Here is a 13,322-nt window from a genome sequence, read left to right on the forward strand (position 1 = left end):
GGGGGGGTGGGGGGGGTTGGGGTGGCGCGGGGGGGGGGTGCGGGCAACCCTTGGGTTTTTTTTGTGGGGGGGGGGGTCGTTTGGGGGCAAACGTGGCCCCCCACACCACTAGCCCCGCGCCCGCGCGTCAGATCTTGTTCGCCGCCATCCCCACCGCCTCGATCATCCAGCCGGCGTCCTCCGCCGACAGAACGGCGGGCGGGGTGAAGCTGACCGTCCGCCCCCGGAAGTCGGCGAGCACTCGGCGCCGCAGCAGCTCCCCGGTGAACACGTCGGCCGCGCGCTGATCCGGCAGCTCCACGCCGAGCAGCAACCCGCGCCCGGTCGCGTGCGCCTTGCCCGCGACCACGGCCCGCAGCCCGAACAGCAGCTCGTCGCCCAGCAGCTTGGCCCGTTCGACCAGCCCCTCGGAGGCGGTGACGCGCAGGCAGGCGTTCACGGCGGCGGACGCCAGTGGCGACACGGCGTCGGGGCCGCGCCACAACGGGACGTGCACGGCGGCCGAGGCGACGACGGCGGCGATCGGGAGCACGCCGCCGGACAGGCCCTCGCCGACCAGCATGATGTCCGGTGTCACGCCGTCGAGGTCGGCACCCCACCACAGGCCGAGGCGCCCCAGGCCGGAGCGCGTCTCGTCGACCACCAGCAGGGCGCCGGCCTCGCGGCACACCTCGGCGACGGCGCTCAGGTAGCCGGTGGGCGGAGGCGTGGCGCCGCGGACGGGTTCCACGAGCACGCACGCGGGCGGTCCGGAGGCCAGCACCGAACGCAACGCGTCGATGCCGCCGTACCGGACGTCGCCGGTGGTCAGCACACGTGGACGGCCGTTCGCCTGTGCGAGGGCCACGGCGAACTGGGCGGCCTCGGAGGCCGAGGAGAAGGTGTGGACGTGGTCGAGGCCGTTGGGCGTGACCAGGTCGAGCATCAGGCGGTCGAGCAGGGACGGCCGGCGCACCTGGCCGACCACGGCCTGCACCACGTCCGGGTGGGCGTGGCCGAGAAGAGGGACTCCGTACCCGCCGCAGTCGAGGTACTCGACGCGGTGGGGATCTACCACTCGGGCGCCGCGGGCGGCGCATCCTGTCAGCAGTTCGGTGGCCATGGCGGGGAACCTTTCCTGGGCAGCGCGGCCCGCGGCCGCTCGTCGGGGGACGGCGAGCGGACCTCAGTTCCCACACACTCATTCGGATTGCGCGACCCGTTGGTTCGCCCTGGGCATAGGCTTTTTCCCGTGCGGATCGAAATCACCGACCTCGACCAGCTGCGGGCAGCTCCTGACCTGCGCAAAGCCGTCATCATCGGGCTGGACCTCACTCGCGAGGACGTGCGGGTCCCGTTCGACGGCGCGCTGCTGCTCGGCTGCACCCTCAGCGAGACCATGCAGCGCCGCGCGGAGGCCGCGGGGGCGCTGGTCTTCCCGGTCATCCCGGACCTGCCCTACGACGTCTACCGCTCGAAGCTCTACACACCGGCGGAGCTGTTCGCGGGCTTCGACCCGGCGAACCCGAAGTCGTACGCCGAGACCCCGGACGCCGAGATCTACCGGCACAGCAGGCAGCAGGGCCACCACCCCGACCCGTTGCACGCGCTGGCCGAACGCCTGCACGACCACTCGATCACCGAGGCCCTCGACGACACGCTGACGGGCTCACCGGTCGCGGTCATGGGCGGTCACGCGCTCGCCCGCGGGTCGGAGGGCTACCGCAACGCCGTCGCGCTGGGCGCCGCGCTGGGCAACGCGGGCCTCACCGTGCTGACGGGCGGTGGTCCTGGCGCGATGGAGGCCGTGCCGCTGGGCGTCCGGCTCGGCGAGGTCGACGACGCCGTCCTCGCCGCCATCGCGCAGGCCCCTTCGTTCGGCCACGACGACGAGTCGATCGGCCGCTGGCTCGCCGCGTTCCCGGAGATCCGCAGCTTCGACACCCCGCGCACGATCGGCATCCCGACCTGGTTCTACGGCCACGAGCCGCCCAACCCGGCGTGTGAACTGCACGCGAAGTACTTCGCGAACTCGGTGCGCGAGGAGGGCCTGCTCACGGTCGCGAGCGGCGGCATCGTCTACACGCCGGGCAAGGCGGGCACGGTCCAGGAGGTCTTCCAGGACTTCACGCAGAACTACTACGGCAGCGTCGGCCCGGCCGCGCCCATGATCTTCCTGGGCACGGACTTCTGGACCGACGAGGTCCCGGCCGCGCCGCTGGTGCAGAAGCTCGCGGCGGGCCGGGAGGCCGAGCAGTGGATCCTCGTCACGGACGACATCGACGAGGCGGTCGCACTGCTGCTCAAGTACCAGTCGTAGCTACTGGAACTGCCACTCGGTCTCGTAGTACACGGGAACCGAGCCCTCGCTGCGGTCCCAGGCGCCCTGGAACCCGGTCAGCTTGCTGCCCTCGTAGTAGTTCTTGTTGCACGAGGCCCAGGTGCCGGCCTCGTGGCTGTTGATGCAGCGGCCGCGGCGGTAGAGCGAGCCGTCGCGGTAGTTGAACCACTCCACGAGGGCGGACATGCCGTCCTGCGCGTTGTCCCGCACCCACCAGCGGTCGCCGTAGCGCTCGTAGCAGACCCAGGCCTTGTCCATCTGGTTCGCGCACACGACGTCCGCCGGCGGGGTGCCCTTGACCCCGTAGTCGATCTCCCAGCCGGGCGCGGCCGAAGCCGTGCCCGGCGTCAAGACGCCGACGAACGCCGCCACCGCCGCGAGAGCGACCAGCCGCTTCCTCGTCACTGGTAGCGGTATCCCGTGTCCGAGCACTCGATCACGTTGCTGCTGCTGCGGTTCCAGGTGCACGGGAAGCCGTACAGCGTGCTGTCCTCGTAGTAGTCCTTGTTGCACTGACCCCAGTTGCCGGTGCCGAGGCTGGTCATGCACCAGCCGTCGCGGTAGAGCGCGCCGTCGCGGTAGTTCTGCCAGTACACACCGGCGGACTCACCGTCGGAGTCCTGGTCCTGCACCCACCAGTGGTCACCGCCCTTCTCGTAGCAGATCTCGACGTCCGTGTAGGAGTGGCACACGAGCTGCGAGCGGGACGGCAGCGTGCCGGCGACCGCGAAGTTCACGCCGTCGGCCATCACACCGACCTCGGGCACCGCCTGCACCGAGACGACCTCCGGTGCCGCGGAGGCGGGCATCATCGAGCCCATGACGGCCAGGAAGGCCATCGAGAGAGCAAGCACGAGCTTGCGCATGGGGTTCTCCTCCAGATTTCGCAAGGGTTCCCGCCTTCGGAGAAGGCGGAGGTCGAGTGGGCTCAGCCGATCTCGCTGAGCGGAACGGCGAAGATCGCTCGCCGGTCGATGAACGTGCCGCCGTCCTCGGACCAGGCGTGTTCCGTGACGGTCCAGAGCTTTCCGGCGGTGATCCCCGGACCGTGCTCGTGGTAGAGGTCCTCACCGCCGACGGCCCAGCTGTTGGTCCCCGTCGCACCGCCGAGCCGGCCGGAGTGCATCCAGCTGTGGTTGCGGTTCGAGCTGCGGCCGAGGAGGTAGCGGTCCTCCCAGGTCTGGACGCCCTGGAGGTTGCTGCGCGGCACGGTCACCACGTCCTGCGGCACGGCTTTCCCGCCGCTCAGCACGAGTTGCCGGGACGAGGCGTCCACCTGGTAGCGGACCACCCGGCCGCCGTCGACGGCGGTGTCGGTGCTGCGCCCGTTGCGGTACTCGCCGACGACGAGCGTGTCCGGCGTGGTGCTGCGGTCCAGCGACAACGACGAGAAGCACAGCTGGGAGGCGCTGGGCACGCAGTCCGTCCGCACGGACTGCCGGTACCAGCCGACCTGCGGCAGCACGTACTTGTAGTTGTAGGCGTAGTAACTGCTGCCGCTCTTGCCGATGCTGTCCTGCGCGTCGGACACCTCCAGCAGGCGTTCGACGTCGAACACCCGCAGGCCGCCGTCGGTGTCGGCCACGTAGAGGTAGTGCCCGAGCCAGGCGAGCCCGCCCGCGTGGATCGGCACGGCCTTGTAGTTCGCGTTCGCCGTCGGCTCGACCAGCAGCACGTGCCGGTACTTGCGGTTCTTCATGTCGACGAACGACACGCGCACGCCCTTGTCCGGCCCGGACTCGTCGTAGTGCCAGCTGACGAGCAGGATGCGGTTCTCGCCCCACAGGCCGTCGTCGTCCGCGTCGGACGAGCCGGTGACGCCCTGCGGGATCCAGTAGTCGACCTTGCTGTCGCCGGGGTCCCAGCAGAACTTCTCACTGCTGTGCAGGATCTGCCCGGACGTCAGCGGGTAGTCCGTTCGGTCGTAGTTCTCCGGGAGCGCCTGCTGCTGCGCGCTGTTGCACGACGCGATGTCCCGGTTCGCGTCACGCAGCAGGGCCGCGACCGACGTCGTGGTGCCGACCGCGCTCTGCAGCTGCGCCGCGGAGGACTCCAGGCCCCAGTCCGGTGTCAGGGCGAACGCCGCCGTCGGGCGGCTGTGGATCAGGTCGTCCGCCACTTCCTGCGCCTGCACGGGCAACGCAGCGGTCAACACACCCGTCCACGCCAGTAGAAGTGCTGTGCGCCAGCGTCCGGTCATCGTCACTCCTGCTCAGCCCGATGTCGTTGCGGCACCAGGTTTAGAGCGGGTTGAGTTGATCAGGCAGTGGCGCGGGCCCTTTTCAATCAACTCAGATCAACTGGAGTCCGAGTGGGTAGACGAGAGCGGCCGATCGACCCCGAGGAAGGCCCTGTCCAGCGGTTCGCGTGGGAGCTGCGGCAACTGAGGGAGAAGGCGGGCTCGCCGAACTACCGGACGCTCGCCCAACGCGCGCACTACTCGGCCACCGCGCTGTCGCAGGCGGCCGCGGGAGAACAGCTCCCGTCGCTGGCGGTCGCACTCGCGTACGTCCAGGCGTGCGAAGGCGATGTGACCCAATGGGAGCAGCGCTGGCGTCAGGCCGCGAAGGGCGAGACGGACTCGACGCCGTACCTCGGGCTGACGGCGTTCGGGATCGGTGACGCCGACCGGTTCTTCGGACGGGACGGCCTAGCCGCAGACCTCGTCGACCGCGTCCGGCGGCAGCGCGTCGTCGGCGTGTTCGGGCCGTCCGGGTCCGGCAAGTCCTCGTTGGTCCACGCCGGGGTGCTGCCCGCGCTGACGGACTGGACGGTGCTCACCGCGACGCCGACGACCTGGCGCGGCGGCCAGGCCGATCTCGTGGTGGTCGACCAGTTCGAGGAGCTGTTCACCCACTTCGGCAGCGCGGCCGACCGGGAGGCGTTCGTCGCGTCGCTGCTCGACGGCGATCAACGGGTGCTGCTGGCGGTGCGGGCGGACTTCCTCGGCCACTGCGCCGCGATGCCCTCGCTGGTCGAGGCGTTGCGCGACGCCCAGGTGCTGGTCGGGCCGATGACCGACGAAGAACTGCGCGCCGCCGTCGAGATGCCGGCCGCGCAGGCGGGGCTGAAGGTGCAGCCGGACGTGCTCGCGGCCGTGCTGGCCGACGTGCGCGGGCAGTCGGGCGCGCTGCCGTTGCTGTCGCACGCGCTGCTGGAGACGTGGCGACGACGCGAACGCGGCCGGCTGACGCTCGACGGCTACCGGGCCAGCGGCGGTGTCACGGGCGCCGTCGCCGCCACGGCCGAGAGCACCTACGGCGAGCTGTCCGTCCGTGCACAGGCCGTCGCGCGCGCCGTGCTGCTACGACTCGTGCAGACCCACGACGACGTGAACGACCTGCGCCGCCGGGCCCCGCTCGACGAGGTGATGGCCGCAGGCAGGCCGTCCGACACCGCACACGTCGTGAACGTCCTCGCGAACGCACGGCTGATCGTCGTCGCGGACGGCGTGGTGGAACTCGCGCACGAAGCGCTCGTGCGCGCGTGGCCTCGATTACGCCAGTGGATCGACGACGACAGGGGGTCGTTGCGGCTGCACCGCGACTTCACCACCGCCGCGGCCGCGTGGCAGTTGGCCGGCCGCGACCCCGGCGAGCTCTACCGGGGCGCCCGGCTCTCCGCGATGCGCGACCTGGCTGGCCGCATCGAGTGGCCGGTGTCGTCCAACGAGCTGGAACGCGAGTTCCTGCAGGCGGCGGTGGACGAGGAGAACGCGTCACGGCAGGCGGCGGACCGGCAGTCCCGCCGGTTGCGGACGCTGGTGAAGTCGCTGGCCGTGCTGACCGTGGCGTGCCTGGTGGTCATGTCGGTCGCCGTCGTGCAGGGCAACGCCGCCCTGCGGGAGCAACGGGTCGCCGAGTCGCGCCAGATCGCCGTGCAGGCACAGGAGCTCAGCGCGTCCTGGCCGGACGCCGCCGCGCAACTCGCCGTGGACGCCTACCGCACCTCGGCCACAGCCGAGGCACGCGGGGCGTTGCTCAGCACCGCGGCCTACAAGCCCGCCCGCACTGTGCTGAAAGATCATCGCGGACCGGTTCGCGCGGTCGCGTTCAGTGCTGACAGCGCGTTGTTCGCCACCGCGGGCGAGGACCACTCGGTGCTGCTGCGCTCGCCCACTTCTGCTGCGGCTCCCGTGACTCTGTTGCAGCACAACGGCACCGTGCGCGCGCTCGCGTTCATGCCCGGCGGTTCGGTGCTGGTGTCCGCGGGTGACGACAAGCGAATCATCTTGTGGGACACCAGAACGCATCTGCCGTTGCGGACCATCTCTCTCGACGCCGGGATCCGCGTGCTCGTGCTCTCCGCGGACGGATCGACCGCCGCGGTGGCGACGGCTGACGGCCTGATCTCGTTGTGGCGCACGGACGACTGGACGCGAACGGACACCGTCGTGCACGAACTGGGTGAGGTCCACTCGTTGTCGTTGAACGGCTCCGTGCTCGCCGCCGGCGGGCAGAAGGGCACGTTGGTGGTGGAGAACGGCGTCGCGCGCACGTTCACCGACCACGTCTCAGCCGTTCGCACGGTCACGTTGAGCCCTGACGGCCTTGTGCTCGCTTCCGGCGGAGACGACTACCAGGTGGTGCTGCGCGTTCTGGCCACCGGCAAGACGTCCGGGCTGCGCAGGCACGTCGGCGCCGTGCACTCGGTGCAGTTCGACGCGAGCGGCACCAAGCTCGTGTCGACCAGCGACGACGGCAGCATCCGCTGGTGGACGGTGCCCGACGGCGGCTGGCTGACCGGCCTGATCACCCGCACGCACCCGTTCTACGTGGCGGCGCTCAGCCCGGACGGCTCGTGGTTCGCGGCGGGCGGCGACGAGAGCGTGAGCCTCTGGAACCTGCCGCTGCCACCCCTGACCGGCCACACCAGCCCTCCGGACGGCATCGCGCTCTCCCCGGACGGCGCGACGCTCGCCACCGGCGGGCGCGACCGGATGGTGCTGCTGTGGAACCACGAGGGCAGGCAGGTCGGACGCATCGACGTCCCGGCGCACGTGACGGCGCTGGCGTTCCGCAACACCGGGGAGATCGTGGTCGCCGACGTGCGCGGCGTGCTGTCGTCGTGGCGGACCGACGGCCTGCTCCTGCACACGTGGCAGGAGCATCGCGGCGCGATCAAGGGCCTGGTCGTGGCGGGAGACCGCGCGGTGACCGGCGGGGCGGACTCCGCGGTCGTGGTGCAGGACCTGAACTCCGCGGAGCCAGGCCGCCCGCTGCCGGCGGGCCACGCGGGTCCGGTGAACACCGTGGCGCTGCTCGGCGACGTCGTGGTCTCCGGTGGAGCCGACGGACGCGTGCTGAGGTGGGCGGGCGATCGGCCCGAGGTGCTGCGGGAGACCGGCCCTGCGGTGAAGTCGATCGCCGCCGTACCGGGTTCGGGCCTGCTGGCGGTGGGCGACGCGGGTGGCGAGGTAGCCCTGTGGGGCGCCGACGGCGGAACGCGCACGCTCGTGACGGGCCGGGGCGCCGTCGGTGCGGTCGCGGCCAGCCGGGACGGCACGACCGTGGCGGCCGCCGCGAACGACAGCCTGATCACGTTGTGGCGGGTCTCCGACGGCACCCAGGTCGCGACGCTGACCGGGCACACGGGCCCGGTCAACGCCGTGCTGTTCGACGCGGGCGGCGACCTCACGTCGTCGGGTCCGGACCCGCGGGTGATCAGGTGGGACCTCGACCCCGACCAGGTGATCGGCCGGCTGTCAGCGCGCCAGGTCCGGTAGGACCTCGGCCCCGGTGAGCTTCATCAGCACGTCACCGGGAATCAGGATCTTGCTGCCGCGGATGCCGCTGCCCACGATCAGTTCGGGGGCGGCGGCCACCTCGGGCGAGACGAGGATCGGCCAGTCCGCGGGCACACCGACGGGCGTGATGCCGCCGTACTCCATGCCCGTCAACGCCACGGCCTCGTCCATCGGCGCGAACGACGCCTTGCGCGCGTCGAGCCGCTTGCGGATGACGCCGTTCACGTCCGCGCGCATGGTCGCCAGCACCATGCAGGCCGCGTAACGGACCACGTCACCGCGCTTGCCGGCGACGACCACGCAGTTGGCCGAGGCTTCGAGCGGGGAGCCGTAGTGCGCGCAGAACTCGGCGGTGTCGGCGAGGGTCGGATCGATCTCCGCCACCGCGACACGATCGGCACCGTCCAGCGTCTTCAACGCGGCTGCGACCGGTTCGGACACCAGGTCGAGGCGAGACAGCACGGGGACGGGTTCCAACGAACCAGCGATAGTCCACACGCTGCTCATCCTGCCAAACGCTGTTTGACTTTGACGCTGCGTCAACCTCTACCGTCATTTTCAGAGCGCGAAGGGGGAACCGGAATGGCCTGGTCGATCGCCCAGGTGGCCCGGATGTCCAAGGTGACGTCCAGGACGCTGCGGCACTACGACTCGATCGGGCTGCTGCCGCCGGCCTGGATCGGCGACAACGGTTACCGCTACTACGAGAAGGAACAGGTCCACCGCCTGCAGCAGATCCTGCTGCTGCGCGACCTGGGCCTGGGCCTCGACGTGGTGGCGGAGATGTTGAACGGCACGGACCAGCTGACCGTCCTGCGCGACCACCACCGGTGGCTGCGGGACGAGAGGGAGCGGCTGGACCGGCTGGCCAACACCGTCGCGCGGACGATCGCAGAACTGGAAGGAGGGGACGAGATGAAGATGGAAGAGCTGTTCGACGGCTTCGACGCGAAGACGCAGGAGCGTCACGAAGCGGAGCTCGTCGAGCGCTACGGCGAGGGTGCCAGGGAGCACATCGAGTCGAGCAGGAAGAAGATGAAGGGCTGGACGCGTGCCGACGCGGACCAGTTCATGGCCGAGTGGCGGGACATCGCCGCGAAGCTCGGCGCGCTGTACACGGCGGGCACGGCGATCGACGCTCCTGAGACGCAGGAGCAGATCGACCGCCACTACCGCTGGATCTGCCTGAGCTGGACGCCCAACAGGGAGTCCTACAAGGGCCTCGGCGACCTCTACGTCGACTCGGACGAGTTCCGGGTCAACTTCGAGGTCGACGGCGGCGGCAACATGGCCGAGTGGACTCGTGACGCCATGGCGCACTACGCCGGGACGCGCCTGTAAGTGAGTGGCCGGGAGCTGCAGATCCCGGCTATTCGGACAGCCCGAACGCCTTGAGCGCCTCCCGGTTGAACGCCGGCAGGTCGTCGGGGTTGCGGGACGTCACGAGCGTCCACCCGTTCATGTCGCAGACCCTGACCTCCTGGTCCGCCCAGTCACCACCCGCGTTGCGGATGTCGGTCTGCAGACTCGGGAACGAGGTCAGCATCTTGCCGCGCACCACGCCCGACTCGACGAGCAGCCACGGTCCGTGGCAGATCGAGGCGATCGGCTTGCCCGCGGCCACCAGCGCCTTCACCAGTTCGACCGCGTCGGCGTCCATGCGCAGGAAGTCGCTGTTCGCGACGCCGCCGGGGATGACCGCGCCGTCGTAGTCGTCGGCGCTGGCGTCGGCGAACGCCGTGTCGACGGGGAACTCGTCGGCGGGCGTGAGGTGGTTGAAGCCGCGCACCTGTCCGAGCTTCGGCGCGAGCAGGCGCGGCACCCCGCCGGCCTTCTCGACGTGGGCCCACGGGTCGGTGAGCTCGACCTGCTCGATGCCCTCTTCCGCCACCAGGAACGCGATCTTCTTCTGTTCAGCCATGCACTTCGGCTACCCGGCGAAGAAGGAGACCAACCTGTGCCGGACCTCGCTCCGATGGGTGATCATCGGAGACGGTGAGTCGATCAGCCACAGCTCACCGTTCGGAAACGCGGCCGCCGTCTCCTTCGCCACGTCCTCGGGGTGCAGCGGGTCGCCGACAGCCCCGATGACCAGCACCGGAGCCGACACGGCCGCCAGCACGGAGGCGTCGGGGACGGCCACCTGACCCGGCAGCTGGTCGGCGGCGGCCTCCAGGCGCTTCAGCGCGGCACGCCGTTCGGCCACGTAGATCGGCGGCCCGGTGGTCAGGTCGGAGAGCTGCTGCAACGTGAACGGCGGCCGGGGCTGGTCGAGCACCGCGGGCAGCAACAGCACGACGCGCCGGAAGCGGCCGGGTTCGAGCGAGAGCAGGCGGACCAACGCACCGGCGCCCAGCGACACACCGACGGCGTGGTCGGCCTCGACGGTGCCCAGGTCGGCCGCGATCCGCCCGTAGTCCCAGTACCCGGCGGGCGCGTCCGGGGCGTCGCCGTGCGACGGCAGCGTCACCACGACGCGGGTGCCGGGCAGCCCGGAGGCGGGGATCCGCGCCTCGCCGGGGGTGGCTCCGAGGCCGTGGGCGACGAGCGTCACCGGTGAGCCGGAGCCGTACGAGTGCGTGATCACCAACGGGGGCCGCGCTGGACCTCGATCAGCTTGGGGCGCACGTCCACCATGTAGACCAGCACCGCGACGAGGCCGGCCAGCCAGAAGATCGCGCCGACGTCACCGGGCCTGAACAGCAGCAGCGCCGCGGCGCCACCACCGGTGATGCCCAGCCAGGCGGGCTTGGTCATGCGCTCGATGGCGGTGAACGCGTCGACCCGCTGGCTCAGGACGTGGAAGAACGCGAACAGGCCGAAGATGCTGAACCCCACGTCGGCGAGGAAGTACACGAGGCCGTCGAGGTTCCAGATGCTGAGGACCGGCAGGTAGAACACAGGGCCAGCCTACGTGCCGGTACGCGAAGAGGGGAGCGGCCCTGGTCGGGCCACTCCCCTCGATTTCGACCTCAGCGACTCACTTGGTGGTGTTCGGCGTGGTCTTCTTCGCAGCGGTGGTGGTGCTGCGGGTCGTGGTCGCCGGCTTGCGCGGCGCGGTGCGGTTCGCGGCCTTGCGGGTCGTGCTGCGCACCTCGTGCGCGGCCTCGCCGCCGACCTCGACGATCTCCTCGGCCAGCTTCTCGGCGCCGTCCTCGACCTGGTGGGCGACCTTCTCGCCGACCGAACGGGTGCGGCGGGTCACCTTGCCGAGCACGTCGTCCGCGAGGACCTTGGCGTCGGCGGCGGCGGACTCGGCGCGCTTCTGCGCGGCCTCGACGGCCTGCTCGACCTGCTCCACGGCCTGCTTGACCTGCGGCTGGGCCTTGATCTGCTCCAGCGTCTGCTCGCCCTGGTCGGCGAGGTAGGTGTACAGGTTCACCGCGGAGGCGGTGTAGGCGTCGACGAGCTTCTTGAGCTCGGCCGGCTGCAGCTTCTCGCGCAGGTCCTTGAGCTCGTTCGGGATGTCGACGGCCTGGGTGCGGGCCTCGTCGGCGCGCTCCTTGGCCTTGTTCAGGGCCTCGACCACGGCCTTGGCGGCGAGGTCACCGGCGCCGAGAGCGGCGAGCAGCGCCTGGCGTGCGGCGTGGGCGCCCTGCTCGGCGGCCTTGCGAACGTCGTCCTGGGTGAGCTTCGGCATGGAGATCAGTCCTCCTGTTGTTTGGCGGCGTTCTCCCGCCTGAAAGATTCGTATACGTCGAGCAGCACCTGCTTCTGCCGCTCGGTCAGATCGGTCGCGGCGACGATGGCGTCCGCCAACGCACCGCCTTCGCGCTGCTGGAGGATCCCGGCCTCGACGTAGAGCACCTCGGCCGAGATGCGCAGCCCCTTGGCGATCTGCTGAAGGATCTCCGCACTGGGCTTGCGCAGTCCTCGCTCGATCTGGCTGAGGTATGGATTGGAGACACCCGCCTGCTTCGCCAACTCCCGCAAGGAGATCTTGGCGGTGTTGCGCTGCTCGCGGATGTACTCACCGATGTTGCGGCCGAGGTCCGCGACTGCTTTGTCGATGGACTTGTCCACTGTTCCCGCTCCTCGTTCCTCGTGCCACCAACCACGTTAGCGACGAGTGCTAGCAGTTGCAAGCACCCTGCTAGCAATCGCTGCGTGTGCTCCGCCACAGGGATACCGTGGGGGTGACATGGACTACGCCGGAGCCCTGCGCGCCGAGCTGGCCGACCACCTGCTCGGTGATGGCGTGCTGCGCGATCCCCAGTGGCACAACGCTTTTCGCGAGGTTCCGCGACACGAGTTCCTGCCGCACTTCTACCGGCAGCTGCACAACGGCGACTGGGAGCGCGTCGCCGCGAGCGACCCCGGCTGGCTAGGACTGGTCTACGCCGACCGGGTCTGGGTCACCCAGTTCGACGGCGACGACACGGTGACCGGTGGCACACCGACCTGCTCGTCGAGCATGCCCACGATCATGGCGATCATGCTGGAGGCGCTGGACGTCCACTCCGGACAGACGATCCTCGAAGTCGGCACCGGCACTGGCTACAACGCCGCTCTTCTCTGCCACGCCTTGGGTTCGGGCAACGTGACCACGATCGACGTCGACCCGAACATCTCCGCACGCGCACGACAACGCCTGCACGACAACGGTTTCTTCCCCACGTGCCTGACAGGCGACGGCGCGCTCGGCCACCAGGAGCGCGCGCCGTACGACCGCTTGCTGGCCACCTGCTCCGTCGCGACCATCCCACCCGCCTGGCTGGAGCAGACGCGGCCGGGCGGTCTGGTGGTCACGACGTTGCACCGCCCCATCGGCGCCGGGCTGCTGCTGATCACGTCCCACGGCGACGGCACCGGCGAAGGCCGCGTGCTCACCGCGGACGGGCGCTTCATGCCGTTGCGCGCGCACGCCCTCCCGCCGGCGCTTGCTGGAGCAGGCACGTTCGACCGCCGCACGACCACCCTGCCGTTCAACACCGTGCTCGACCCGGCGAGCCCGTTCGAGTTCTTCGCGGGAACGGCCCTGCCGGACGTGGTCGCGGGGCCCAACTGGCTCGCCCATTCGGACGGGTCGTGGGTGCACCACCACGGCTCGCACGTCGACCAGGGCGGCCCGCGCAGGCTCTGGGACGCGGCGGAGGACGCGCTCGTCGAGTGGCACGACCTGGGCAAACCGCGCCGCAGCCAGTTCGGCGTGTCGATCGACGGGGACGGCCAGCACCTGACTCTGGGCGACCTCAGCTGGCATCTGTGATCAACAACTGAACGTCACGACACGGGTCACTGAATCGACCCCGGGCG

At 70.4% G+C, this 13,322-nt stretch carries 14 protein-coding genes; 4 read left to right on the forward strand and 10 right to left on the reverse strand.

The window, feature by feature from the left end; all coding sequences use genetic code 11:
- Positions 1 to 127: 127 nt before the first annotated feature.
- Positions 128 to 1,102 carry an aminotransferase class III-fold pyridoxal phosphate-dependent enzyme gene (locus ACFWN2_RS37600; protein ID WP_382435332.1) on the reverse strand — a complete coding sequence of 325 codons (975 nt, stop codon included), beginning with the start codon at positions 1,100 to 1,102 and terminating at the stop codon, positions 128 to 130.
- 129 nt (positions 1,103 to 1,231) lie between these two features.
- Between ACFWN2_RS37600 and ACFWN2_RS37605 the strand changes: the two genes are divergently transcribed.
- Positions 1,232 to 2,299: an LOG family protein gene (locus ACFWN2_RS37605; protein ID WP_382435333.1), complete on the forward strand. Its 1,068-nt coding sequence runs from the start codon at positions 1,232 to 1,234 to the stop codon at positions 2,297 to 2,299.
- Here ACFWN2_RS37605 and ACFWN2_RS37610 read toward each other — a convergent pair whose 3' ends face one another.
- From ACFWN2_RS37610 to ACFWN2_RS37620, 3 genes are all read right to left on the reverse strand, one after another.
- Complete coding sequence (locus ACFWN2_RS37610; protein WP_382435334.1) at positions 2,300 to 2,725, reverse strand: hypothetical protein; 426 nt, start codon at positions 2,723 to 2,725, stop codon at positions 2,300 to 2,302.
- Positions 2,722 to 3,186 (reverse strand): hypothetical protein, encoded by a 465-nt coding sequence (locus tag ACFWN2_RS37615; RefSeq protein WP_382435335.1) that lies wholly within the window; start codon positions 3,184 to 3,186, stop codon positions 2,722 to 2,724. The genes ACFWN2_RS37610 and ACFWN2_RS37615 overlap by 4 nt, the downstream gene beginning before the upstream one ends.
- A 62-nt stretch (positions 3,187 to 3,248) precedes the next feature.
- Positions 3,249 to 4,520, reverse strand: coding sequence for a hypothetical protein (locus ACFWN2_RS37620; protein WP_382435336.1), 1,272 nt, complete (start codon positions 4,518 to 4,520; stop codon positions 3,249 to 3,251).
- A gap of 111 nt (positions 4,521 to 4,631) precedes the next feature.
- On the opposite strand from ACFWN2_RS37620, the gene ACFWN2_RS37625 reads away from it, so the two are divergent.
- Complete coding sequence (locus tag ACFWN2_RS37625; protein ID WP_382435337.1) at positions 4,632 to 8,045, forward strand: hypothetical protein; 3,414 nt, start codon at positions 4,632 to 4,634, stop codon at positions 8,043 to 8,045.
- Here ACFWN2_RS37625 and ACFWN2_RS37630 read toward each other — a convergent pair.
- Positions 8,025 to 8,573: a YbaK/EbsC family protein gene (locus tag ACFWN2_RS37630; protein WP_382435338.1), complete on the reverse strand. Its 549-nt coding sequence runs from the start codon at positions 8,571 to 8,573 to the stop codon at positions 8,025 to 8,027. The genes ACFWN2_RS37625 and ACFWN2_RS37630 overlap by 21 nt on opposite strands.
- A 75-nt stretch (positions 8,574 to 8,648) precedes the next feature.
- Here ACFWN2_RS37630 and ACFWN2_RS37635 point away from each other — a divergent pair, with 75 nt between their 5' ends.
- Entirely contained in the window at positions 8,649 to 9,407 is a 759-nt protein-coding gene (locus tag ACFWN2_RS37635; RefSeq protein ID WP_382435339.1) for a MerR family transcriptional regulator, read from the forward strand.
- A 28-nt stretch (positions 9,408 to 9,435) separates the two neighbouring features.
- On the opposite strand, the gene ACFWN2_RS37640 is transcribed toward ACFWN2_RS37635, so the two are convergent.
- The 5 genes from ACFWN2_RS37640 to ACFWN2_RS37660 form a co-directional block, all read right to left on the reverse strand.
- A complete protein-coding gene (locus tag ACFWN2_RS37640; RefSeq protein ID WP_382435340.1) occupies positions 9,436 to 9,987 on the reverse strand; it encodes a type 1 glutamine amidotransferase domain-containing protein in 552 nt (183 codons plus the stop codon).
- Between the two features lie 9 nt (positions 9,988 to 9,996).
- Positions 9,997 to 10,653, reverse strand: coding sequence for an alpha/beta fold hydrolase (locus ACFWN2_RS37645; protein WP_382435416.1), 657 nt, complete (start codon positions 10,651 to 10,653; stop codon positions 9,997 to 9,999).
- On the reverse strand, positions 10,650 to 10,943 hold the full coding sequence (locus tag ACFWN2_RS37650; protein ID WP_382435417.1) for a DUF2516 family protein: 294 nt from the start codon (positions 10,941 to 10,943) through the stop codon (positions 10,650 to 10,652). Before ACFWN2_RS37650 ends, ACFWN2_RS37645 begins: the two co-directional genes overlap by 4 nt.
- A 103-nt stretch (positions 10,944 to 11,046) precedes the next feature.
- A complete protein-coding gene (locus ACFWN2_RS37655; protein WP_382435341.1) occupies positions 11,047 to 11,706 on the reverse strand; it encodes a hypothetical protein in 660 nt (219 codons plus the stop codon).
- A gap of 5 nt (positions 11,707 to 11,711) precedes the next feature.
- Positions 11,712 to 12,089, reverse strand: coding sequence for a helix-turn-helix domain-containing protein (locus ACFWN2_RS37660; protein ID WP_382435342.1), 378 nt, complete (start codon positions 12,087 to 12,089; stop codon positions 11,712 to 11,714).
- Between the two features lie 118 nt (positions 12,090 to 12,207).
- Here ACFWN2_RS37660 and ACFWN2_RS37665 point away from each other — a divergent pair, with 118 nt between their 5' ends.
- Entirely contained in the window at positions 12,208 to 13,275 is a 1,068-nt protein-coding gene (locus tag ACFWN2_RS37665) for a methyltransferase domain-containing protein (protein WP_382435343.1), read from the forward strand.
- Positions 13,276 to 13,322: the final 47 nt, after the last annotated feature.

Source organism: Lentzea sp. NPDC058436, from assembly GCF_042721515.1.
Lineage (GTDB): Bacteria > Actinomycetota > Actinomycetes > Mycobacteriales > Pseudonocardiaceae > Lentzea.